This window comes from Paraburkholderia sp. BCC1876 (assembly GCF_902833695.1).
Lineage (GTDB): Bacteria > Pseudomonadota > Gammaproteobacteria > Burkholderiales > Burkholderiaceae > Paraburkholderia.
In genome coordinates, this window is the sequence record NZ_CADFGI010000008.1 from 39,179 (window position 1) to 63,174 (window position 23,996).

The window sequence follows — 23,996 nt, forward strand, 5'->3', positions numbered from 1 at the left end:
GATGCGAAAATGCAGCCTGGGCAGCGCACTCGCAATTGGGATGATCGCTGCGGTATCGATACTAGACGGCTCCGCCTACGCGCAATCGGATTCGAAAGACGTCGCATCAGAGGCAACGACGGCCACGGGCACGGCACAAGATGCTGGAGTCCCTGCGCCAAGGGTACAAGGGGGGGCGGCGATCGTAATGGTCTATTCGGATTTCCTGTCTCACATAGACCGGGCCGAGGTGGCCGACGTGACCGTCGCGGGTCACGTCGCCTACGGAGCACTCAAGGATGGCACCAGATTTCGTGTAATCGTTCCTGGTGACGCCGGCGTGATTGCGAGTCTCGTCAGTCACCACGTACGCGTAACTATCGCATCAGATGACGACGGCTGGATATCGAACGGTCTTCTAACGACTTTGCTATCTTTGGGCCTGGTTATCGCGGGCACGATTCTGTTGATGCGGCGAGGGGCGACGCGCGGTGGCGGTGTTAATACTTCCTTTGGTCATTCCCGGGCGCGTTTGTTGACTCAGACTTCGCACCGTATCACGTTCGCCGATGTTGCCGGAATCGAAGAAGCAGAGGAGGAACTGTCAGAGATCGTTCAATACCTCAAGAACCCGGCGAAATACCAGCGACTTGGCGGAAGGGTGCCCAAGGGCGTGCTGCTGGTCGGGCCACCGGGCACCGGCAAGACGCTGTTGGCGCGCGCTGTCGCTGGTGAAGCGGGTGTGCCGTTCTTTACCATCTCCGGATCGGATTTCGTCGAGATGTACGTCGGCGTAGGCGCGGCGCGGGTACGCGATATGTTCAGCGAGGGCAAGAAGAACGCACCCTGCATCATTTTCATCGACGAGATTGATGCCGTTGGCCGCCACCGGGGCGTGGGCACGGGTAACGACGAGCGCGAGCAGACAGTGAACCAGCTTCTGGTCGAGATGGACGGGTTCGAAGCCAACGAAGACGTCATCGTGATCGCTGCGACCAATCGGCCGGATGTGCTGGACCCGGCGCTGCTCCGGCCCGGTCGGTTCGATCGTCAGGTGACGGTTTCATACCCGGACGTGCTGGGGCGCGAGAAAATTCTCAAGGTACATATGCGCAAGGTACCCCTCGGGCCTGATGTCACTGCCTTGACCCTCGCGCGCGGCACGCCTGGATTCTCGGGTGCTGATCTCGCCCATCTTGTCAACGAAGCTGCGCTGCTGGCCGCTCGCTGCGATCGCCCGCACGTAACGGGAACCGACTTCGAGCACGCCAGAGATAGGGTTCTGATGGGCGCGGAGCGGCGCTCGCTGACACTCACCAAAGAAGAGCGGGAAATGACGGCCTATCACGAAGCGGGGCATGCACTGGTCGCGTTCCACTCGCCGGGACATGATCCGCTCCATAAGGTCAGCATCGTGCCACGGGGGCGTGCTCTAGGCGTCACCATGTCGTTGCCGGAGCGGGATCGGCACTCCTTCTCCAGGAGGGAGCTCGAGTCGAAGATCGCAATGATGTTCGGTGGGCGCGTCGCCGAAGAACTGATTTACGGCGCAGACGAGGTCACCACTGGCGCCAGTGATGACATCCGCCAGGCGACGCTGCTGGCGCGGCGCATGGTGACCGAGTTCGGGTTCAGCGAAACACTTGGGCCAGTGTATTGTGAAAGTCGGCAGGAGACGTTTTCAGGTGCTGCCGCCGACGTGTCTCCAGCTACCGCCCTGGCTATCGACATGGAGGTTCGGCGTGTCACCGAAGGAGGGCGGGCAAGGGCGCGCCTGATCCTGAACGACCATATCGATCAGCTCAGACTGTTCGCCCACGCGTTGCTTGAGCGGGAGTCGCTCTCTGGTGAGGAGATCGGGGTGCTGCTGACGGCCAGGTTGCCGGAGCATCGAGAGATTGGCGTTGAAATATTCTCGAGCTCGGTGGAACAATGCTGACACAGCATGCGACGGATACGCCGGGGCGTAATTGTTGCCCAAAAGGCAATACCTTCTAGCCATCGCAGTCATCCCAGATTCTCACCACGCGCGAAGGGGGGCATGGTCCGACCGTTAAATCCGGTCGTACAGTGCCCCATATGGAGTGCGGATTGCTGCCTTACATGGACGGATGTGAGAGCCCTTTATGTGTGTGCTCGTACAGGGTCTGCCAGCGCTCGCACCGTGTTGCGGTCGGACATACAATCAGTCGCTCGAAGGCAATATCCGCGCAACATCCGACACAGACACCGTAGGTGTTCGCGCCGAGGCGGCCCCGTGCTTTCGCGACGCTCTCCAGTTCATGGGCTGAATGTTCCGCCAGAGCGAGGTCTCTATCAATTACCTGCTCGGCGTAGGCTCGGTCAGCATCACCGCTGTCCGGAATTGCGGGTTCGTCACGCGGCTCGCCGTTGCGTTGGCCTCCTGCGCGATCCAGCGTAGAACGCGCCGCTGCTTCCTGCTGGTCCAGCAATGCGCCCAGCCGAGCTTTTTGTGTCTTTTAAGTGGCTTCATCAAATCACCCCAATGAAATCTGTTTAGACCGATGCGATAGCGTTTGTGACGACCTTTCCGGGCAAAATACTCACGCTAGAGATTAACTCTGCGTTTTGGCCTGGGCATGGGGCCTTGTTAGAGACCGTTTCAAAAAGACTGCTCCGTACGCCTGAAGATGTTCCAGCAGACGAGGGAGCAACCGAGTTTGAGGAATGCGTCGTAAATATCGGCCCGACGTTCGAAGCGAATGCGAAGACGACGGAAGTTGTGGAGCCACGCATGAGTACGTTCGACCACCCAGCGGAATTTTCCCAGGCCACTGCCGTGCTCTGTGCGGCGCCTGGCGATCACCGGCTTGATGCCGCGTTCGCGAAGTGTCTGGCGATGTGGCTCGGAGTCGTAGCCACGATCGGCGTAAATGACTCTGGGTTTCTGAAGCGGTCGGCCACGCACGCCGCGAATCGGCGGGATCGCGTCGACAAGCGGCAGCAACTGCGTGACATCGTTGCGGTTGGCGCCAGTCAGGATCGCGGTGACGGGGACGCCGTTTGCGTCGACGAGGATGTGGTGCTTGGAACCGGGTCGCGAGCGATCCGTGGGGTTCGGGCCAGTTTTTCGCCCGCCCCGACGGCTCGCACCGACGATGAATCGACGGCTGCGCGTGAGAAATCGAGCTGGCCAGCCTCGCGTAACTTCGCGAGCAGCAGTTCGTGCAGCCGGTCCCAGACGCCGGCCTTTTGCCAGTCGCGCAAGCGACGCCAGCAGGTCGGGCCCGAACCAAATCCCAACTTGATCGACAGGTCGCACCAACGTATCCCGGTCTTTAACACGAACAGGATGCCGTTCAGTGCCGCCCGGTTCGAAACAGGACGGCGGCCGGGATATTTCTTGCGTCGCGGCTTTGGCGGCGGCAGCAAAGGTTCGATCAATTCCCACAGTTCGTCATCAATGATCGGCGTGCCCATCCCTTTGGTTCCTGTTGTTCAGATGGCCAAGGTTAACCGCTTGCCGAAAAGGTTAACAGCCCCTTCGGGGTCTTTTTGAAATGGTCTCTTAGGAGGCACGTCAGGGTTTATAGACCTGCGTTAGATGATCAGTGAAAAGCATCCACAGCGCGAGGACCCCCAATGCCACGATTCCTACGGCCACGATCAGCTCGATCCTGTTAAACGGAAACTCGTGCGGCGCGTGTTCCTTGCGGGCCCAGATGAACACCAGGTTGCCCAGCGCGAAGAACACCGCACCGACAAGCATGTACTGCAAGCCGGCGGCATACACTAGCCACAGGCCGTAGATTGTGCCCAGGACACTGGAGACCAGCGCCATCGGCTTACCGATCTTCGCCGTCGGAGGGTACTGTCCCGTTGCCATCAACTTCCACAGATATCCAGTTGATCCGATGTACGCGGGCAGAATCATGACGCCGGTGATCGAGAGCATGACGTTCCAGGCGTTGTTCGAGAAGTAGACGAGGAGCATCATCGCCTGCATCACCGCACTGGATACCCATAGGGAGACCGACGCCGCATCGTTTTTGTTGGTCGTGGCGAACACCTTTGGATAGGATCCATCCCTGGCTCCGGCCCACGGCAACTCCGCGACGAGGATGGTCCATACGAGCCAGCAGGATAAAACCGAAATGATGACGCCTGCGTTGACGAAGTATTCGGCCCACTTGCCGAGCAGCGAGCCAAGGATTGCTGCCATCGCAGGCGGTGAAATTGCGGCGAGCTTTGCCTGCGACATAACGCCGAACGGCAGGACCGAGACGAGAACGTAGATTGCGGTGACGGAAAGGAAGCCCAGCAGCGTTGCACGGCTGACGGTCTTCGCGTCGGACCGGTCAGACATCACCACCGCACCTTCGATCCCGATGAAGACCCACAGCGTGACCAGCATTGTGCTTTTCACCTGGGCGAGGAGGCTGCCAAGAGGCTTGCCTGCGGGCGGCGCTGCGCTCACATGGCCCCAGAAGTCGCTGCCAAACAGTCCGGCCTTCATCGAGAACGCGACGATCAGAATGAAAAATGCGATTGGGATGAACTTGGCAACCGTGCCGATGATGTTGAGTGCCGCTGCGCCCTTGATGCCGCGCAGCACCAGCCAGTTCATGATCCAGAAGAGGACCGAGGCCACGATGACCGCCTGCCATGTATTGCCACCCTTGAAATATGGCGGGAAGAATGCATTAAGCGTGTCCATCAGCAGCACGCCGAAGCCAACGTTGCCGAAGGCCGACGACAGCCAGTACCCCCAGGCGATCTGGAACCCCGCGTACTTGCCGAAGCCGGTACGCGAGTACATGTAGATCCCCGAAGTCAGTTCCGGCTTGATGTCTGCCAGCACCTGGAGGGTTCGGGCCAGAAAGAAGATGCCGAGTCCTGACACGAGCCACGCGATGAGAACGGCCCCCAGCGAGGCGAACTGCGCCATGTTTTGCGGCAGGTTAAATACACCGCCGCCGACCATGGCACTGACGACCAGCATCGTCATTGCGATCAGTCCCAGCTTCTTGTTGTCCTTCGAAGTCGCTTGCGAGTCAGTCATGATTGTTCCTTTCGAGCCGAGCGGGAGTGGAAGACCGTAGCGGCCCTCACTGCTTCACGCATAAAATCCGGTACCGCCAGGCTTCGACCTCGACGCCATGTATGTCGTGGGTAAAGCCTGGCATTTCGGCGTCGAACGCCTCGAGCGCCTTGAGATAGCCGAGCAACGGACCCTGCGCGTCGCCGGCGTTTTCGCCGGGCATCATCAGTGGGATTCCCGGCGGATACGGGACCACACCGGTCGCGACGGTGCGGCCCGCCATCTGGTCGAGCGTCAGCGATTCGACATCGCCATTAACGACACGCTCGTAAGCCTGCACCGGGGACAGGACCGGTGCGGGCAACGTACCGAAGCTCGCGTACAGAAGCTCGGTGGTCCGGCAGTTTTTCACCGCTGCGAACAATGTGGTTGCGAGGTCCGCGAGTCCGAGGGTGCTGTAGTGATCGGGGTGGGACGTCACGAGAGACGGGATGGCCCGGATAAGCGGGGTGTTCGCGAGCATGTCTCGATGAAATCCAAGCAGGGCGTTGATGAGCGTGCCCCACTTCCCTCGTGTGATACCCATCGAGAACAGGAACAGGCTGGTAAAGTCCGTGGTCTTCTCCACGACGATGCCCTGCGCATCAAGGTAGGCGGCGAGCAACGAGGCCGGAATTCCTTCCGCCGCCAACGTGCCATCACGTTCCATGCCGGGCGTAACGACCGAAACCTTGATCGGGTCCAGCATGCAGTACCCGTCCTCGAGATCGGCAAACCCATGCCACGATTCACCTGGATGCAAAACCCATGCGTCAGGGTTTCGTGCGAGCCTTTCCGGATCGGCGTCGTGGAACGGTGTCGTCTTCCCGGACTCGGCGTCAGTAACCGTGTCCGGTTGCCAGGCATTGAAGAACCAGCTGCCCCGGGCCTGGAATTCGGCGTGAAGCCGGGCCAGGGTCTGCCGGAACGCCACGGCCTCGCGGATTGACTCGCCGGTCAGCGCTTCACCCGAGGGGCCATCCATCATCGCTGCGGCAATGTCATTCGAGGCGATGATCGCGTATTGCGGCGAGGTCGACGCATGCATCATGAACGCGAGATTGAAGCGCTCGTGGTCGATCGGACGACGTCCGTTGCGCACGTGAATGTAGGATGCCTGCGACAGCGCCGCCAGCAGCTTGTGGGTCGACTGGGTCGCAAAAAGCGTTGGACGGGAACCAGACGACGCATCAGGACTGCCATGCATCGCGAAGCGCCTGGCGTAGAGGGGATTGAAGCGCGCATAGCCATACCAGGCTTCGTCGAAATGCAGCCGGTCCACGGATTCTCCGAGCAGCGCTACGACACGCTCCACGTCGTAGCAAAGGCCATCGTAGGTGGAGTTCGTGACCACCGCGTGGATTGGCTTGCCATCGATGTTCTTCGTGACGAGGGCATTGGCTGCAATGCTCTCGCGGACCGCCGCCGGGCTGAGTCGCTGTGACGGAATCGGTCCGATCAGGCCAAGGTAGTTTCGCGAAGGCATCAGGTAGGTCGGGATTGCGCCGGAGAGTGTCATCGCGTGCTCGACCGACTTGTGGCAATTGCGGTCGCACAGGGCGATCTGGTCTCGCGTTACGCTGGCCATCAGGATCACCCGGTTCGAAGTGGACGAGCCGTTGGTGACGAAATAGGTGCGATCCGCACCGAATATGCGTGCAGCATTACGCTCGGCTTCGCCGATCGGACCTGAGTGGTCGAGGAGCGAACCCAGTTCGCCGACCGAAATCGACAGATCGGAGCGGAACAGTTCTTCGCCGAAAAACTCGAAAAACGCGCGACCGGCCGGATGTTTCAGGAAGGCCGTGCCGCCGCTGTGCCCAGGCGTGTGCCATGAGTACTCGTAGGTGCCGGCAAAGGCAGCCAGTGCCTTGAACATTGGTGGCAACAACGTTGCCCGATAGCGATCGATCGCGGCAGCCACGCGCCCGCCGACGAAGTCGGGGGTATCCTCGAACAGCCAGATATAGTCGTTGACCTGCTCGAGGATACCGGCAGTCACCTGCGCAAGTGAGCCGCTGGAAGCAAGCAGGAATACCGGCAGTTGCGCGGCGCGCCCGCGCACGGCGGCGATAACACTGCGTGCCCCTCCATGCTCGGGCGCACCAACCAGTTCCCAGTCGACCAGCACCGCCTGCAGCAGCGCATGGGTGGAAATCTGCGCTTCGGCTTCGCGTTGTGACACGGCGTCGATGACACCGATGCCGCGCTCTCGCAGATCCTGCACCAACGCGGCAGTCGCGCGGCCGGCGGCGCTTACCTCATCGATTCCGTTATGAACCACCAGCACGCGGCGGTCGAACAGGATTCCAGGGACATCATGCATGTACGCTCCTTCTGCGTTGAACGACGTGCGGCGAATTCCGGCCTGCGGGTGTTTCCTGAACAGTGGACGAGGTGTTGGGAGATTGCGGGCCGCGTGTGCATCGAGGGCGCATGCCTATTCCTTGACGACGTAGGTGTGGAGCACGATCTTCCCGTCGACATCGTCGGCGTAGACACCCTGCACTTCAAACTCAAATCCGGGAAAGCGGTTGAACGCCTCCTCGAAGACGAGGAAGTAGTCGAGCATTGGCTGCGAGCGCTCGTCAAAGCGCTCGCCGGGCACGACAATGCCGATGCCTGGCGGGTAGATCAGCGCCAGCACAGCCGCGATCCGGCCTTTACACTGAGCGAGCGGCAGATAGTCGACCCGATTTCCCACGAACGCCTCGGTGGCCTGCTGTACCGACATCGCCTGTTCCGGGAAGTGCTCGCTGCGAAAACACAGGCGCTGCAGTTCAGTGACGTTGTGTTCGCGATAGAACTGGTGCATCTCATCGCATAGCCGCTGGAGGGAGTAGCTGCCATAGCGTGCCGGATAACGCGTAAGCGTCGTCGGCAAAACCTCCTCAAGCGGAGCGTCCCTGTCGTATAGCGCCTTGAAACCGACCAGATGAGAGATCAGGGAAGCGCTCTTGCCAGGTTCGACCGCCGGTGTCAGCAGGAACAGGATGCTGGTGAGATCGCACTTCTCCGCCACGATGTTGTGCTCCCGAAGGTACGCGGCGAGCAGCGTGGCGGGTATGCCGAACTTGCTGTACTTGCCGGTCTGCCGATCGAATCCGGGGGTGATCAGTGTCAGCTTGTTGGGATCGGTGATCGCCCAGTTGGGCGCGGCATGGCGGAAACCGTGCCAGCGAGCCCCGGGCGCGAGTGCCCAGCAGGCCTGCTCGCGCGCCAGCACATCGGTTGGGATTTCCTCCCACGGTACGCTCTCGAGATCGGGGCTCACATTCGAACCCACAAGGGTCACGACATCGGGCACGAACGGATCGAAGAACCATGCAGTACGTTCATCCGTTGACGCGTCTATGAACCTTGACTTGAGTACACGCAGCTTCTTGCGGGTCTCGATGCCGATCCGTATCGCGTCGTCCCAAAGCACCAGTCCATTTCGTCCCTTGTGCATGTGGGCGTCGACATCGAGACTCGCAAACAACGGATAGAACGGTGAGGTCGAACAATGCAGCATGAACATCTCGTTAAAGCGCCGGTGTTCCGTGCGTCGTGACTGCCCCTTGATGTGTTGATCCTTGATGTGGATCTGCGAGGCCTGCGAAAATCCGGCGAGCTGTTTGTGGGTTGACTGGCACGCAACGATTCCAGGGCTCCTTGCGTCGAGATGTTCGATGCCCATGGCAAAGTGCCCCGCGAACAGCGGGTGGAACTTCATGAAACCCGCCCACGCCTCGTCGAAATGGACGTAGTCGCACAGGTGGCCGATACGTTCGATGAGGCTCGTGGCGTTGTAGATCGTCCCGTCATAGCTGCACTGCTCGATGATTGCGAGCCGAAATGGCCGCTCGCGCAGCCACGCTTCCTTGTCCGTGATGAGCGGGTGCGTGCGAATCTGCTCGCGCAACCTGGTTTCGTCCAGGGCCTCGTAGTCGATCGGGCCAATCAACCCCTGCGGATTCCGGTCGGTCTCTACATAGATGGGAATCGCACCGGCAAGGAGGAGTGCGCCATGGTGGTTGGACTTGTGATTGTTGCGGTCGAACAGGACGAGATCACCGCGCTTGAGTAAGGCGGCCGTGACGACCTTGTTTGATGTCGAGGTGCCGTTGAGGATGAAATAGGTGCGCTCGGCACCGAAGACCTTTGCGGCCTCTTTCTCGGCGGCCAGTGCCGCCCCCACGTGGGTGAGCAGATCGCCGAGCTCGGGCACGGAGTTATCAATATCGTTACGGAAGACTGCATCGCCCAGATGCTCGACAAACAGTCGCCCGGCAGGGCTGCGGCGGTAGAACGTGCCGCCCTGGTGGCCGGGGCAAGTCCACATCTGGTTGCCTTCGTAGTCGTAGTCCATCAAGGCGCCGAAGAATGGCGGTTTAAGGCTCGCCGCATAGCGCTCAAGCGCGAAAATCACCTTCTTCGCCGTGAAGCCGGGCGTTTCATTGTCGAGATAGATGTAGCCCGTCACCTCGCCGAGCGGCGCGAGCGATAGCGATTCGACGCCGTTCAATTCACTGACAAGGTAAATCGGCGTGTCCAGTCCGCGATCCTGCCGGATAGTGTTGACCAGATCCTGTACCTCAAGCTCGTTGGGACCGTCGATGGCGAGCAGGAAGCAGCCGATTGCCATATCGCTTTCAGCGGCTACTTTCGCGCCGCTGACGGTGGGGCAGACGTCAGTGCGGAAGTCATAGCCGGACAAGGCGTCGAGGAGCCCCTGCATCAGACGGGCCTCGTTGCTTTGGGGCGCTGTCGCGAAGACCGGGCTGTACAGCAGAACATGGAATAGCTGGTTGTAGGGGACTGCCATATCGGAGATCTCCGGGAAATTGGATTGGTCTGCCAAAGCGCGGCTGTAGACAGGATGGAATGGCGAAGCGTTCGCGAGGACTTAATTGGCCGATCTGTTGCACCTTTAATCCGGTCAGTCGCTTCTCGTCTGTCCGGTAGCGGACGAATGGAGAGCCCGGCTCGACTTTGTCCGGCGTGTCGGCTCGATAGATCCTTGAACGCGCGCATCGCTTTTCTCATCAGGTCCATTCCGGCGTCGCCGGAAGAGATGGATTTCGACACATCTGAGTAATTTCCGAACCTGTTGCTTCCGCGTGGGCGATCCTATGATTTGGAGTAACACGAATGGCCGTCGGTTAGACACCTGTCGATCCGGCTTACGCTTCGGTCGCACCTTCTCGATCGCGGATCAGTAGGACTTCGCGGGTGGGGTCGAGGTAACGAACGAAGTGTTCGAGTCCGACGCGTCGATGGTATTCGAGCAGGCCGAAAACCGGCTGCATACGATCAAGGCGATTCTTGTCGCGACGCTTGCCGGATAGAGGAGATGACGATGCTCATCGTTGTGGCCCCTGGGGGAATGTACTGCTCAGACGTGGCGAGCGAGCGCCTACGCGCGACACAAAAACACATTCTGCCTGCCGCCACACAACTGTCGAAGGCAGCGACCGGAGGCAATCTCGTGATTGTCCACGGTAATCGGTCACAAGTTGGGCTGCTCGCGTCGTAAGGCATGGCCGCGCCTGAAGTTGAGCGCTTTCCTCTCGACCTGCTGGATGCGGAAACTGAGGGCATGATCGGACTGGAGCTGGGCAACCGGCTTGCGGGCCACCGCGCCTCCGCTAATTTGATGACGATGGAGGAGGTGCCGAGTAGTTTCCGAGCCTGTCGCTCACACGTCGCACGCAGCTATCATTCCGACATCGACCGTTGCCTCGAGATTCCTCATCCTCATTAATATGCGTGTGAGGGCTCCGCTGGCCTGGAACAACCCGAGTCCGTTATCAGGCCGGTCGACTAGGACTTTTCTCAGTTAGTCGCTATTGGATCGAGCCGGCACCAGATCGCGCATGACCGTCATGCTTGTGTGCTGGGCTTTGCGATGTGCATCTGCCGGCGTACGGTTTGCCGCGAGGTCCCGGACGTCCGGTAATCGATGTGGAGCAGGATCAGATGAAGGCACAAGAAGTCGTGGACACCGCAAATGCTTTTGTCGCCGGCCACAAGGGCCTGCTTGCGATGGATGAAAGCACGTCAACCTGCAACAGGCGATTTTTCGGATTGGGGATCCCGCAGACCGAAGGGGTGCGGCGCGCATATCGTGAGTTGCTTCTGATCACACCGGGTCTTGCAATGTGCGTGAGCGGCGTGATTCTGTACGACGAGACCGTACGTCAGCGCAAGACTCACGGCACCCCCTCCTGGACGTCGCAATCGATGCGGGCATCATTCCCGGTATCAAGGTTGACCTAGGTGCGAAGGACATGGCGGGGCATCCCGGGGAAAGAATCGCAGAAGGCCTCGATGGATTGCGCGAGCGCCTACGTGAATATGCCGAGATGGGCGCCCGGTCTGCCAATTGGCGGGCAGTTATAACCGTAGCCGAAGGCGTTCCGAGCCGGGGGTGCATGGATGTCAACCCCCACGCGCTGGCTCGCTATGCTGCTCTTTGCCAGGAAGCTGGCCTGGTACCCGTCGTGGAACCCGAGGTGCTGATGGACGGCTCTCATTCCCTGTATCGATGCGGCGAGGTCACAGAGCAGTTGCTGCGCAACGTGTTCAACGAACTCAACTCGCAAGGCGTGATGCTGGAGGGGATGATACTGAAGCCAAATATGGTTCTTCCCGGCTTAGCCTGTGCGATACAGGAGACATTGGGCGACGTGGCAGATGCCACAGTTCTATGCCTGCAGCGAACTGTGCCAGCCGCGGTGGCGAATCGGGGCGCGGCCCAGGAAGCATTGTTGCATCGTGCGCGGTGCAATCACGCCGCGCTCCGCGGCGAATATAGCGCAGTGATGGAGGCGTCATGAGCCAATTACTGCAGGCGTATCTAGTTCGGCATGGCGAGACCGCCTGGTCTATCAGCGGGCAGCACACCGGACGCACTGATCTCCCCTTGACTGCAGACGGCGAGAACGGGGCGCGTGAACTCGCGCCGCTTCTGAGGAAGATCCGGTTCGGACGTGTATTCGTCAGTCCGCGACTGCGTGCCCGGCAGACTTGCGAGCTGGCCGGCCTCGGGCAGGCGAGCGAGATTGAAGCTGATCTGGCGGAGTGGGACTATGGCGACTACGAAGGCTGGCGGTCCTCCGACATCAGGAAGATGCGCCCAGACTGGAATGTTTGGCGGGACGGAGTTCCAGTCGGTGAAGCGCCCACAGAAGTCTCTGCGCGCGCCGACAGCCTGATCACACGTCTGTGCTCGATGCACGGCAACATCGCGCTCTTTACGCATGGCCAGTTTGGCGCAGTCATCGCAGCCCGATGGATCGGGCTCCCATTGATGGATGGGCAGCATTTCCCGTTGCATCCGGCGTCGGTAAGCATTCTCGGTCATGAGCCCAGCCATCCCGATATTCGCGTCATCGAACTGTGGAATGCCACGTCGTCGCGATTCTGGTTTGACCCTCAGGAGCATACCTCGATCGTGTGATTTGCGACCAGGATCACTCGCGCCGCGTACGTTTGCGAAGCTACGGCAACTGCAGCGAGTCCCCTTTGGTTTCAGGCGATCACGAAGTCTGTGATTCGACCTTGCGACACCAGGATGACTGATTGATTGAAAGTCCGGCTGATTGTAAACAAGGCGATGGCGGTTTCGAGTCAGTGAGCCAGCCGCAGCGTGATGGGTGGTCAACCAGCCAATGTGAGGAAGACATGCGCGCTTTGATTGCCGGAAACTGGAAGATGAATGGTCTTCTGTCACAACTGGTCGAGATCGATACTGTTGCAGCATCGGTGAGCGCGACGCCTCCACACGCGGACATTCTGATTTGCCCGCCGGCCACGTTAATCGCACGCGCGGCAGAGCAGGTGGCTGGGCGCATGGCAATTGGAGGACAGAATTGCCATAGCAAGATTTCGGGGGCGTTCACAGGGGATATTAGCGCCGAGATGCTCAAAGACGCGGGCGCGAGTACCGTCATCGTGGGACATTCGGAGCGGCGGCGGGGTCATGGGGAGACCGATGCGATGGTGGCAGAGAAAGCTAAAGCTGCATGGCGCGCCGGGCTCCTAACAATTGTTTGTGTCGGCGAGACTAAATCGCAACGCGAGGGGGGGCTCGCACTATCTGTATGCGGGACTCAGATTTCGGGTAGCGTGCCTCAGCATATGGTCTCGCTCCACAATGCAGTCGCGTATGAGCCGCTCTGGGCGATTGGAAGCGGCCAGGTGCCGACAGCGTCGCAGATCACGGAGATGCACGCGCACATCCGACGGTGTCTGGTCGAGCACCTGGGCGAGCAAGGGAAGGAGGTACGCATCCTTTACGGCGGCTCCGTCAAACCCGCCAACGCACGGGCGATTCTCGCACTTCCAGAGGTCAACGGCGCGCTGATTGGTGGTGCAAGCCTGAGGGCCGCAGATTTCCTCGAGATTATTGACGGTGTTCCACACTGCCCTTGAACGCATCCTGCCGCGACGAAGTGTCCGGTACTGGACAGAACACAACGCCGAGAGCGCATAGCATCTTGTCAAGAGTGCGATGCCGGCCTCGACCATGCACGGCTGTAGTCCGCTAGCACCGGTTCGGGTTACGGCGCTACCGTCCGATGGTGTAGCGAAGAACCGATCTTTGGAGTGAAGACGTCACACTATTTGTGCTCTAGGCTAGCTCGCACACACGCGCTACCAGGATGTGTTGACATTCGCGAGGTCGCGGTCTGATGAAGTATTGCCATGCGACCGGAAAGCCGAACCGCAAATGAGTCCATGCGAAGTGATCAGCGGTTCATGCGTCGGTGACGAAGAGGACTTCCTCACTCTGGCGACAGATTTAATACTTGAAAAATTGGGAGGTTCAAATGGCACATTATTACTGGAACGACTGGTATTCCGGCTGGGGCTGGTTTCTATGGTTCGCCGTGATCGTTCTGATTTTTTCAAGCTTCGGAAACTGGGGTTATACCTATCGTGCTCAACGAAACTTTGGGCTGCAGATACGGAAAGAGGCTCTCGATATTCTGAACGAGCGGTATGCCCGAGGAGAGGTGGCGCTGGACGAGTACAAAGAGATGAAATCCGAAATAGCGAAGGCCTATAGCAACGGCGGCGATGCGGGCACCCATAGCGGCCGCTGAACCACGCGTTATGGCGATCGACGCGGTGCCGATGACCGGGAACGCTGCGCGCTTTGCTTTTGGAACGTTCACGCGCATCTCAAATCGCCAGATGCGGGAAGGGTCATCGGTCACAGGCGTTACATCGACACGCATGGGCGGGACATGCTGAAAATATGCGCCTGGACAGCCTAACGCGGCGACGTGCCAGGGTAGAAGCCAGTTGACTTTGTCGGAAAGATACGACGGCAAGCGTATAGCGAGAACGGGCTGCGTGGCGGCAGATCAGGAGTGGCGAAATGAACGATATCCCTACGGCTGTCAAGGAACCGAAACGGTTCGCACACGAAAAAGTGACCGCGATCGGAATAGATCGCCCATCGCGCCATCGGCTCAGGAACCTGATTATTGCCGTGGCCCTGTTCGCCGCCTTCGCGTCGGGTGTTGCCGGCTATATCCAACAATGGCTCTGGATGCGGCAGTTAGACTACGTCCGTGTCTTCTGGACGCTCCTTTCAGCCCAGTTGGGGATGTTCGCCTCCGCCTTCGTCTTTGTCTTCCTTTACGTGTGGTTCAACCTGCGCCAGATCAGCAAAAATGGCACGGACGTCCCAGCCAGGGGGCAAGCCACCATGCCGGCCGGTTCATCCACCGACCGTGGACACACACTGCCAGACATCGTGTTTGTTCCTGGGGTAGTGAAGATGGCGATTGGAGCTATCAGCGCGGGCATCGCGCTGATTTATGCGGTTAGCTTCTATGCAGAATGGGATACCTATCTTCGCTTTCGATATGGCGGAGCCTTCGACATAGCCGATCCGCTTTTCGGCGTCGATGTGGGATTTTACGTCTTTCATCTGCCCTTCTATGTGCTGCTGCAAAACAGCCTCACATTGCTGACGATCCTGACGCTTTTGCTGGTCCTGCTCGCCTATGCATTCCTGGGATTGTTGCGCGTAGATAGGAGCGTAAGGATCTCTGCGGACGATCGTGTCACGTCACATATCTCGGTGCTGCTTTTTATGCTGGCTGGCAATTTTGCATGGGGCTTTTACCTTGGCCACTATGAGCTCGTCTTCTCCACGCTGGGTGTCGTCTACGGCGCGGGCTACGCGGCTGACCATGTAACACGCGTTGCGCTCTGGATCATGCTGGCGGTCTCAGCCCTGGCATGCGCATTGCTCGTCGCCAATTCTTTCCGTCCGCGGTTCAAGATGCTGGTGTTGGCCGCGGGAACCGGCGCGTACCTGGTTCTCTGGGGCATCGCGGTGTGGCTGCTTCCCGTTGCTTTTCAGGAACTCTTCGTGCAGCCGAGCGAGCTCAAGCTGGAGACCCCTTACCTCAAAAGATACATCGCATACACCCGGAAGGCTTACCAACTGGATGCAGTCCAGGAAACGACCTATCCCGCCCTCGCGGATCTGACGCCTGATGTACTCGCGAGAAATCAGGACACGATACAGAACATTCGTCTGTGGGACTCGCGACCGCTACTTGAGACGTATCAACAGACCCAGGCGATACGGCTCTACTATCAGTTCTATAACATCGACACCGACCGTTATCATCTGGCGGATGGCTATCATCAGGTCATGCTCTCTACCCGCGAGATCTCCGCCAAACTTCCTGAGAAAGCACAAACCTGGGTCAACGAGTATCTTCAGTTCACACACGGCTATGGGGTGGTCATGAACTTCGTCTCGAAGACCACCGGAGGGGGGTTTCCGCAATACCTCCTCGAGAACGTTCCCGCCGAGTCCGACTTCGGTCTGTCCATCACTCAGCCTTCCATTTACTACGGTCAGTCGATGTCTGGGTACCGGATCGTTTCGACCGATATCAAGGAGTTCGACTACCCCAAGGGCAATGACAACGTGTACACAAGCTACAGCGGAAAGGGCGGAATCCCGTTGGACAGCGTCTGGAGAAGAATCCTGTTCGCTTTTACCAAAGCCGACCTAAACATTTTATTGACCTCCTATCTGAAGCCTGAGAGCCGGATCCAGATCTACCGGGATGTTCACGAGCGGGTTGCACAGATCGCCCCGTTCCTGAAACTGGACCGCGATCCATACGCTGTATTGAGCGCTGGGAAGCTTTACTGGATTCAGGATGCCTATACGATTTCGAATCGCTTCCCCTACGCCAATCCGGAGCGGAACACACCTTACGGAAATGCGCTTGAACAACGCATGGGTGCCGCAATGACGGGTGAGACGGAGACTCCGAATACAGCAGGGACCGGGTCCGGTGCGATGCCGGGCTACGACGGACTCAACTACATCCGAAATTGCGTGAAGGTCGTAGTGGACATGTACGATGGAACCGTCCGCTTCTACGTCATGGACCCGAAGGATCCCGTGCTGCTCGCCTATCGGAATGCGTTTCCCGATGCTTTCAGGGATCTGGCTGAGCTGTCCCCTGATCTCAGGAGCCACCTGCGGTATCCCGAGGATCTCTTCGCTTTCCAGTCCGACCAATACAGGACTTTTCACATGACGGATCCGCAGGTGTTTTACAACCGGGAGGACCTGTGGGCCGCGCCCAAGGAAACGTACGCAGGCCAGGTTCAGCCTATGGATCCCTATTACATCCTGATGAAGCTTCCCGGCAGCAGCAAGCTTGAATATCTGCTCATGACGCCTTTTACGCCTCAAAACCGGGACAACATGATTGCCTGGATGGCGGCGAGATCAGATTTTCCCGGGTACGGAAAAATGCTATTTTACGAGCTCCCGAAAGAGAAGCTGATCTACGGACCCAACCAGATCGAGGCAATGATCGATCAGAACACTACCATTTCCCAGCAGCTCACCCTCTGGAACCAGCAAGGTTCGCGGGTCATTCGCGGAAAGTTGATCGTGACGCCAATTGAGAACTCGTTCCTCTACGTGGTGCCGCTCTACATGACCGCAGAAGGCACTAATTTTCCACAACTGAAGCGTGTTATCGCAGTTGCGGGCGACAAGGTTGTGATGGAACCCACGCTTGGCGAGGCGCTCGATGGCCTCTTCGGTACACGGCAATCTCAAGGTAGCGTAACACAGGGCGACGGAGCCAAAACAGCGGCGGCCGCTGTGCGGACCGCTCCCGGTCAACCCGATGCAAGCTTGGCACGACGGCGATTCGAGGACGCCCAGAGGGCGATGCAGAACGGGGAATGGACACAATTCGGGAGCGCCATGGAGGCGCTCAAGCAGGTGTTGGCCAACCCCCAAAAATAGCGCGCGCTCCTCATCGCACCGCACCCTCATTAATTTAGGAGGAAGGCAGGGATAGGATACTGAAAAATTCAGATTAGTCTTGCGGATTGCTGGCTGCAGCGCTCGACGAGGTCTGAACAGCTGGCTAGGCGCGCTTTGATCATGAGGCATGACGTATGGGCTTCGTTGTGGGCAACGCGGGAAGCTGGCTCGATGAACGCAGGTATCGCTCTCGCCGTAATGAATCAATTACGCGGATTCGGATTCGACCGTGGTGCATGCCGGCCTTGTGCGACAACGAGCTATGAATACTCTGGATGTCGGCACAGATTGGCCTGCGTCTCGGCAGCATTAAATTCGCTATTTCGATTACTGCGGCTATCCGCGATACTGGACTGACGCATGCCTCTGGGAATAGCTGGCGATCCGAGTTTCGGCTCAAGCGTATCGGCAAGGGATATCGCATCAGAGGCGCGTTCGACGCGATCGGAAACACGGATCGTCCTGACGCTGTCCTCCCACATAGCATCCAGGAAAGCAGTAAGGTCTATCACATCGAGGGCTTCGGACGGAACGTTGGTTATGTCGTGGGCGCGCGCCCCAACGACGTGGCGTGCGTTATGCATTTCCTGACTGTCGCGATGCAGAACCGGTCGCTGGCGGAATAGGGGTGCTGATGGCGGCCCAATGGATAGACGTTCGGAATTGTATCGGCTCCAACGTTTCTATCGATCCGCCCACGAAGATTAATGGAAAAAAGCGTCTGCTCGTTTACCTCAGTTTTTCTGGATCAAGGCAGCATTTTCCCGCATAGATGGAGACATTGATGGTCGATAAGCGCAGCTACGAGTACATGGGCTTCGAGATGACTTCCGATTCGGGTGAAGTGGCCGAAAAAGGTTTTTACGTCGCCACGCAGTGCATCAGGGAGACCTCGCAGGGAACCCCGACGGAGGTACCGATTGACGGCGTCGCCGCAGGGTGTTTTTGCAGCATGGAAAATGCGTTCGATGCGTCATTTGATCGTATGAGGGCAGAGGTCGACCGCGAGGTCGCTGCCGGACAAACACCTTGATTACGCGCGCGAGCATGATGAGCACGACAGCCATTCATCGAGCGGCTTGACTGTGAGTCCGTCTTGAGTGGTGACTGACGCTAGCGTATTCGCGAGGAGCACACCCTCCGTCGCCGCGACGAGAGCCACGACAAGCAGACGTGTTTTGCCCGGCCCAATGGCTGCCGGTGTTGTCCCCGTTCTGGCGGGCGTCAACGGGTTTTCCGCCACGATGCTGTTGCGTTGTAGGGTATCAATCCTGCGGATGATGATCCCGGCCGAATCTGGGGTGCGCGGCGGCACGACGATTTCGCAGACATCCTGGCGACTTTCGGAGCGGGCGTTGTGATCGAGGCCGGGAAATTGATTCTTGCTCTCGACGGAAAGCTCGTTGGGAACGTGGAGCAGTTATCTGTGCCGGTCAAACCTGGTCAATGCGCGAGGGACCGGGGACCAAAATCGAAAGGAAGAAGGCGGCGAAATGCTAGCGTTTTTCGCCGCCGCAGAAGTCAGGATGAATTGGGCTTATATGGGTAGTTTCCGAACCTATCGCCAGCGTCGATTCCGCTTTATGATTTTTTCAATCGCACCGGAACCGGAAACGGCTCTGCAGGTCAGTGCACATTGGTCAAAGGTCTTGCCAGATTTCGCTATCGGAATCTTCCCTTCGCTTAGAAAGCGATATAGGTTCAGCAGTTTTTTGATATGAAGGGGTAACGAATCATGTTGCGAAGCATAGACGATTTGCTCAAGTCTGGCGTGACCTGCCAGGATGGTGACCTTGGCAACGTCGAAAACGTCTATTTCGACGTCCTGACATGGTGTGTGCGCTACCTGATCGTCGATACGACAGCGTGGGCCTACGGAGAAAAAATCTGGGTGCCGACCTGTTGTGTTCAGCTGGTCGATTTCGCTTCAAACGTTATTAAATTGAATCACGCGCAACAGAATATGTTGAGCAGCTCGTCGATAGATACACAGACACCGATTTCTCACGTGCAAGAGGTCGCGATCTTCGCCCACTACGGATATAAACCTTATTGGCAACAGGAGCGTTTCCGGGGAGTTCCCAAGCGTCCTGAGGGGCGATCCGGTCCGCCGGTTGCTGATGAGCCTGACGCAAATGTGCGAATTGCGCCCAAAACGGACCTCCCGAATGCCACTGTTGAACTGATGAATACGAAACAGGCCGGCGGTTTCGTGATCGAGGCCTCAGACGGACCAATTGGTCACATTCGCGACTTTGTGTTCGATGACGAGACGTGGCTAATACGTTACCTCACAGTCGATACGGGGGACTGGTGGCAACGCGAAAGCGACGTGCTCCTGGAAACCGAATCGTTGAACAGGATCGATTCGACCACCCAAACTATTTCGACTGCGCTCAGCCGCGGTGCAATCAAGCGCAGCCCTACATACGTGGATGCTGTTCCCCTAAGCCGCATGTACGAGACCCAGCTTCATAAGCAGTGAGTGCAGCATATTGATTTCTCCGTCGACGGCCGGGCGCCGCAATGGCCTTGACTGAAAGGGTTTTTTGCCGAGTAGTCGTGATTTACCTGCGCTCGGCTCATGGCCTTGTGTAGTCGAAAATGGGAGAATCGCTTGTATGACGATCGTAAAGCAGTGAGGTCACACTGGCGTCTCCAGGATCTGAATTTCGCCGGCATCGATCTCACACGTATACATGAGCGAGACGATCTCTTCGTTCTTGTGTGTAGTGCCTCACTTATCGAAAGCGGCTCGGGTCTCTATACGCGCAATCTGCTGCACTATTTTGCCAAAGATCTGGAGATCTGCGATTGGCTGCGAGATCACTGGGAGCCAGAGGAACTCCAGCACGGACAGGCACTGAAGGCCTATGTTCAGCATGTGTGGCCAGAATTCGACTGGAATGGGGCGTATGTGGATTTTCTCGAGCAATATTCGAAGCTTTGCACCGCCGATAACCTCGAGCCAACACGAGGCCAGGAAATGGTCGCGCGTTGCGTCGTCGAGATGGGAACCACCACTTACTACCAGGCATTAAACTCAGTGTGTGATGAGCCGGTTCTTCGCGGCCTCACCTGGCGCATCCGTAACGATGAGTTGCAGCACTACGGGCATTTCTATAGATACTTTCTCAAGTATCAGATGCAGGAGCCTGTGGGTAGGTTGTTGGTCATCGCTGCCCTTTGGCGTCGCCTTGCCGAACTGCGTCACAGTGATACCGAGATCGCCTTACGTTGCGCTACCTACTGGCGCTTCGGTGAGCGAACGGTGCCTTCTACGTTCGCCACAATCCGAAGGGAGGTTTTTGGATTGGTTAGCGTACGGTATCCGGTCAAGTTAGCCCTGAGAATGACACTCAAGCCGCTAGCATTGAATCCGAGATTCCAACGTTGGGTGGAGCGACCTTTGGCCGTGATCGTTAGCCGGGTCATGTTGAGGTGACGTGGGGAGGGAGCCGTTTTACCGTATCTTCGGTAAGCTGATGGATTGATCTTGATCCGGATTAGCCTCTATCTCGAAAAGTGTTGCGCAGGCATGGGGTTCGGATCCGGTACGGCAGCCGACGCCTATCACAGTTGCTCGCATGGCATTCAGAAGCATTCTGGTTTTCGCCCTTTTGCCACGTTCCTGCTCGGGGCTGAGTAGTTTCCGAGCCTATCGCTGATGCCACGTGCGCAATTATCATTGTGATCATCGGCGGTTGGGCTCCGGACCCGACAGCGGCCTGCGAGCCAGCATTCAAGCCAACACTCCGATCCATATTTTAAGTTTATCTATCCTCGGAGCGTTGAGTTCAGGCTCATCAATGCCCATCGCGCTATTCATCCCGAGGCTTCGCCATGCAGGATGGAAAAAATGCCGAACCAACTCTGTGAGATCTGCAACGCGCGTCCCGCCGTCGTTCGAGTCGTCGTGGCGCAAAACGGCAAGCGCAGGTCGATGTCGATCTGCGACTACCACTACCGTGAACTGACGCGCCATCAAAGCATGGTGTCTCCGCTCGATTCGATTCTCGGCCAGGGCGGATTGTCAAACTTTCTAGGCGACACGCACGCCGCTCAAGGCGACGAGTCATCGTGGAACGCAAACCTGGAGAAGGAATCTGTGGAACCGACCGATGCGTTCAGTGAGCAAACAATCGAGCTTCTGCAACGCGCTGGAGAAAAGGCACATGAGTTGCATCGAACCGAACTCGACACGGAACATCTGCTATATGTGCTGGCCGATACCGATGTTGGTGTGGCATTGCTGAAGGAACTGAAGCTTTCGCCGGAAGACATCAAGAGCTACCTGGATCAGCATGCGCCGCATGGCATTTCTCCCGTCGAGGCCACAACGGACCGGATGACGATTTCGCCGCGGCTCAAGAAAGTTTTCGTTCATGCCTTTGAGGCGTCCCATGAATTGGGACACTCCTACGTCGGTCCTGAACATCTGCTGATCGGTCTTGCTTCTGTCTCAGACAGTCTCGCTGGAACGTTGCTGAGGAAGTACGGCGTGTCCCCGGAAATGATTCGTCAGAAGACCGTGAAAGTGATCGGCAAAGGATCGGAGGATGGTCGCGTCGAAGCATCGACCGGGACACCTACTCTGGACAAATTTGGTCGCGACCTGACCGCGCTCGCCAAACAGGGCAAGCTCGACCCGGTGGTAGGACGTGCGCAAGAAATCGAAAGCACGATCGAGGTGCTCGCCCGGCGTCGGAAGAATAATCCGGTGCTGATTGGCGAGCCTGGGGTTGGCAAGACGGCGATCGTCGAAGGTCTTGCACAGCGGATTGTCAACGGCGAAGTGCCGGAAGTGCTTCGCGGTCGGCGTCTGGTGGAAGTGAACCTCAATTCCATGGTGGCTGGCGCCAAATACAGGGGCGAGTTCGAGGAGCGCGCAAAGGCGCTGATCGACGAAGTGACCGTCAGGAAGGATGAACTCATTCTTTTTATCGACGAATTGCACACTATTGTCGGCGCCGGGCAAGGTGGAGGCGAGGGTGGGCTCGACATCGCCAACGTATTGAAGCCTGCACTGGCGCGCGGTGAGCTTAGCCTGATTGGCGCCACGACCTTGAACGAATATCAGAAGTACATCGAGAAGGATGCGGCGCTCGAGCGTCGGTTCCAACCGGTCCTCATTTGCGAGCCGACCGTAGAGCAAACCATCGTGATCCTTCGCGGCCTGCGCGACAAGCTTGAAGAACACCACCAGGTGACATTCTCCGACGAGGCCTTTGTCGCGGCAACCGAGTTGTCCGATCGGTACATCACGAACCGCTTTTTACCGGACAAGGCGATCGACGTGATCGATCAGGCCGCCGCTCGCGTCCGGATTGGTGCCAGCTCAAGACCTCTTGCCATGCAGGAACTCGAAGCGGAGATGGGGCAGCTGAAACGCGAGCAGGACTATGCGTCGTCGCGCAAGCGCTACGATGCGGCCAAGGTGCTTGAGCAAAGCATCAAGATAAAGAAGGCAGAGTTCGATGAGCAGACGGAAGCCTGGCAGCGCAAAACCGGTTCGGAAACACTGGAGGTGACGGTGCTCGCCGTAGCCGCCGTCGTTTCGAAACTAACGGGCGTTCCTGTGAGTGAACTGACCCAGGAGGAGCGGGCGAAGTTGCTGAAGCTTGAAGAGCGGTTGCGCGAGCGAGTCATCGGTCAGGAGCAGGCTGTGAGGGCGGTAAGCGACGCGGTGCGGGTATCGCGAGCAGGGCTCGGTCAGGCCAACCGGCCGATTGCGACGTTGCTCTTTCTTGGACCGACTGGCGTCGGTAAAACTGAACTGGCGAAAGCGCTCGCGGAAACAGTATTCGGCGACGAGCAGGCGATCATCCGCATCGACATGTCCGAGTATATGGAGCGCCATGCGGTCGCTCGTCTGATCGGGGCGCCGCCAGGCTATGTCGGCTATGACGAGGGTGGTCAGCTGACGGAGCGGGTCAGGCGCCGGCCATACAGCGTCATTTTGCTCGATGAGATCGAAAAAGCGCATGCCGATGTGAACAACGTTTTACTCCAGGTGTTCGACGACGGACGACTGACTGACGGAAAGGGGCGCGTGGTCGACTTCTCGAACACGGTTATCATCGCAACCAGCAACCTGGGTGCATCGCTGATTATGGACGACCTGGAACAGGCGCCAGCGGAGCGGATGAGCGAGAAAGCGCTTCGTGATGCATTGCTGCAGGTGCTCAAAGGCTACTTCAGACCGGAATTCCTCAACCGGATCGACGAAGTCATCGTGTTCCACTCGCTGACGCGGGAAGATATTCGGGCAATCGTCCGGATACAACTTGACCGCGTCGTCCGTACTGCAGCGGCACAGCGCATCACCGTGCAAATTGACGATTCTCTGGTCGAGCACCTGGTGGAAGCCGGCTATCAACCGCAATACGGGGCACGTGAACTCAAGCGCCAGATCAGACTCGAAGTGGAGACGCTCCTCGCGCGGGAGCTCCTTGGCGAGGCGTTAAAAAGCGGCAACACCGTGCGTCTGGCTTTTGACGCGACAATCAGTCAGGTGAGCATTACTCCCGTCGATTTACCGCCGCCGACGAAGCAAAAAATTAGAAAAGTTAAAAAGGATGAGCATGCGGAGGACGCCGCCTGACCCGTCGGGTAGCATCATTGGGTCTCGCTGCCGCCTTGAGAGAAGCGGCTGGGCCG

General features: G+C 58.2%; 15 protein-coding genes and 2 pseudogenes. 13 read left to right on the top strand and 4 right to left on the bottom strand.

The genetic code is table 11. The annotated features are described in order from the left end of the window. Positions 1-187: 187 nt before the first annotated feature. Positions 188-1,918: an ATP-dependent zinc metalloprotease FtsH gene (ftsH, locus tag HWY05_RS25945; protein ID WP_176060071.1), complete on the top strand. Its 1,731-nt coding sequence runs from the start codon at positions 188-190 to the stop codon at positions 1,916-1,918. Between the two features lie 684 nt (positions 1,919-2,602). Here ftsH and HWY05_RS25950 read toward each other — a convergent pair. From HWY05_RS25950 to HWY05_RS25965, 4 genes are all read right to left on the bottom strand, one after another. Then, positions 2,603-3,420, bottom strand: a protein-coding gene (locus HWY05_RS25950; protein WP_244146698.1) for an IS5 family transposase whose coding sequence is annotated in 2 segments (ribosomal slippage) — positions 2,603-3,072 and positions 3,072-3,420 — 819 coding nt in all. Because the reading frame shifts where the segments join, the coding sequence is not laid out codon by codon here. A gap of 100 nt (positions 3,421-3,520) precedes the next feature. After that, positions 3,521-5,002, bottom strand: a complete 1,482-nt coding sequence (locus HWY05_RS25955; protein WP_035553108.1) for an amino acid permease — start codon at positions 5,000-5,002, stop codon at positions 3,521-3,523. A gap of 46 nt (positions 5,003-5,048) precedes the next feature. Next, entirely contained in the window at positions 5,049-7,346 is a 2,298-nt protein-coding gene (locus tag HWY05_RS25960; protein WP_176060072.1) for an Orn/Lys/Arg decarboxylase N-terminal domain-containing protein, read from the bottom strand. 114 nt (positions 7,347-7,460) lie between these two features. Next, a complete protein-coding gene (locus HWY05_RS25965) occupies positions 7,461-9,827 on the bottom strand; it encodes an Orn/Lys/Arg decarboxylase N-terminal domain-containing protein (protein WP_176060073.1) in 2,367 nt (788 codons plus the stop codon). Between the two features lie 412 nt (positions 9,828-10,239). Here HWY05_RS25965 and HWY05_RS25970 point away from each other — a divergent pair. From HWY05_RS25970 to HWY05_RS26025, 12 genes and pseudogenes are all read left to right on the top strand, one after another. Beyond that, positions 10,240-10,350, top strand: a pseudogene (locus tag HWY05_RS25970) (ornithine carbamoyltransferase subunit F); the annotation flags it as partial. 191 nt (positions 10,351-10,541) lie between these two features. Then, positions 10,542-10,766 carry a hypothetical protein gene (locus HWY05_RS25975; RefSeq protein WP_176060074.1) on the top strand — a complete coding sequence of 75 codons (225 nt, stop codon included), beginning with the start codon at positions 10,542-10,544 and terminating at the stop codon, positions 10,764-10,766. Positions 10,767-10,981: 215 nt separating this feature from the next. Then, positions 10,982-11,841: pseudogene (locus tag HWY05_RS25980) on the top strand (class I fructose-bisphosphate aldolase). After that, positions 11,838-12,464: a histidine phosphatase family protein gene (locus HWY05_RS25985; protein WP_176060075.1), complete on the top strand. Its 627-nt coding sequence runs from the start codon at positions 11,838-11,840 to the stop codon at positions 12,462-12,464. Before HWY05_RS25980 ends, HWY05_RS25985 begins: the two are co-directional and overlap by 4 nt. 122 nt (positions 12,465-12,586) lie before the next feature. Continuing rightward, positions 12,587-13,438 (top strand): triose-phosphate isomerase, encoded by an 852-nt coding sequence (gene tpiA, locus HWY05_RS25990; RefSeq protein ID WP_208459112.1) that lies wholly within the window; start codon positions 12,587-12,589, stop codon positions 13,436-13,438. 398 nt (positions 13,439-13,836) lie between these two features. Next, a complete protein-coding gene (locus tag HWY05_RS25995; protein WP_176060076.1) occupies positions 13,837-14,112 on the top strand; it encodes an SHOCT domain-containing protein in 276 nt (91 codons plus the stop codon). Between the two features lie 278 nt (positions 14,113-14,390). Continuing rightward, complete coding sequence (locus tag HWY05_RS26000; protein ID WP_176060077.1) at positions 14,391-17,315, top strand: UPF0182 family protein; 2,925 nt, start codon at positions 14,391-14,393, stop codon at positions 17,313-17,315. Between the two features lie 296 nt (positions 17,316-17,611). Beyond that, entirely contained in the window at positions 17,612-17,962 is a 351-nt protein-coding gene (locus tag HWY05_RS26005) for a hypothetical protein (RefSeq protein WP_176060078.1), read from the top strand. A 158-nt stretch (positions 17,963-18,120) separates the two neighbouring features. Next, entirely contained in the window at positions 18,121-18,369 is a 249-nt protein-coding gene (locus HWY05_RS26010; protein ID WP_176060079.1) for a hypothetical protein, read from the top strand. Positions 18,370-19,071: 702 nt separating this feature from the next. Then, on the top strand, positions 19,072-19,821 hold the full coding sequence (locus HWY05_RS26015; RefSeq protein WP_176060080.1) for a PRC-barrel domain-containing protein: 750 nt from the start codon (positions 19,072-19,074) through the stop codon (positions 19,819-19,821). 132 nt (positions 19,822-19,953) lie between these two features. Continuing rightward, a complete protein-coding gene (locus HWY05_RS26020; protein ID WP_176060081.1) occupies positions 19,954-20,781 on the top strand; it encodes a ferritin-like domain-containing protein in 828 nt (275 codons plus the stop codon). A gap of 414 nt (positions 20,782-21,195) precedes the next feature. Beyond that, positions 21,196-23,940 carry an ATP-dependent Clp protease ATP-binding subunit gene (locus tag HWY05_RS26025; protein WP_176060082.1) on the top strand — a complete coding sequence of 915 codons (2,745 nt, stop codon included), beginning with the start codon at positions 21,196-21,198 and terminating at the stop codon, positions 23,938-23,940. Positions 23,941-23,996 lie beyond the last annotated feature (56 nt).

Bases quoted from the DNA above. Each gene is read 5' to 3' on its own strand.
- HWY05_RS26000 (WP_176060077.1), top strand. From the start codon at position 14,391: ATGAACGATATCCCTACGGCTGTCAAGGAACCGAAACGGTTCGCACAC.
- ftsH (WP_176060071.1), top strand. From the start codon at position 188: ATGGTCTATTCGGATTTCCTGTCTCACATAGACCGGGCCGAGGTGGCC.
- HWY05_RS25985 (WP_176060075.1), top strand. From the start codon at position 11,838: ATGAGCCAATTACTGCAGGCGTATCTAGTTCGGCATGGCGAGACCGCC.
- HWY05_RS25975 (WP_176060074.1), top strand. From the start codon at position 10,542: ATGGCCGCGCCTGAAGTTGAGCGCTTTCCTCTCGACCTGCTGGATGCG.
- HWY05_RS26015 (WP_176060080.1), top strand. From the start codon at position 19,072: ATGTTGCGAAGCATAGACGATTTGCTCAAGTCTGGCGTGACCTGCCAG.
- HWY05_RS25995 (WP_176060076.1), top strand. From the start codon at position 13,837: ATGGCACATTATTACTGGAACGACTGGTATTCCGGCTGGGGCTGGTTT.
- HWY05_RS26010 (WP_176060079.1), top strand. From the start codon at position 18,121: ATGGTCGATAAGCGCAGCTACGAGTACATGGGCTTCGAGATGACTTCC.
- HWY05_RS25965 (WP_176060073.1), bottom strand. From the start codon at position 9,827: ATGGCAGTCCCCTACAACCAGCTATTCCATGTTCTGCTGTACAGCCCG.
- HWY05_RS26025 (WP_176060082.1), top strand. From the start codon at position 21,196: ATGCCGAACCAACTCTGTGAGATCTGCAACGCGCGTCCCGCCGTCGTT.
- HWY05_RS26005 (WP_176060078.1), top strand. From the start codon at position 17,612: ATGTCGGCACAGATTGGCCTGCGTCTCGGCAGCATTAAATTCGCTATT.
- HWY05_RS25960 (WP_176060072.1), bottom strand. From the start codon at position 7,346: ATGCATGATGTCCCTGGAATCCTGTTCGACCGCCGCGTGCTGGTGGTT.
- HWY05_RS25955 (WP_035553108.1), bottom strand. From the start codon at position 5,002: ATGACTGACTCGCAAGCGACTTCGAAGGACAACAAGAAGCTGGGACTG.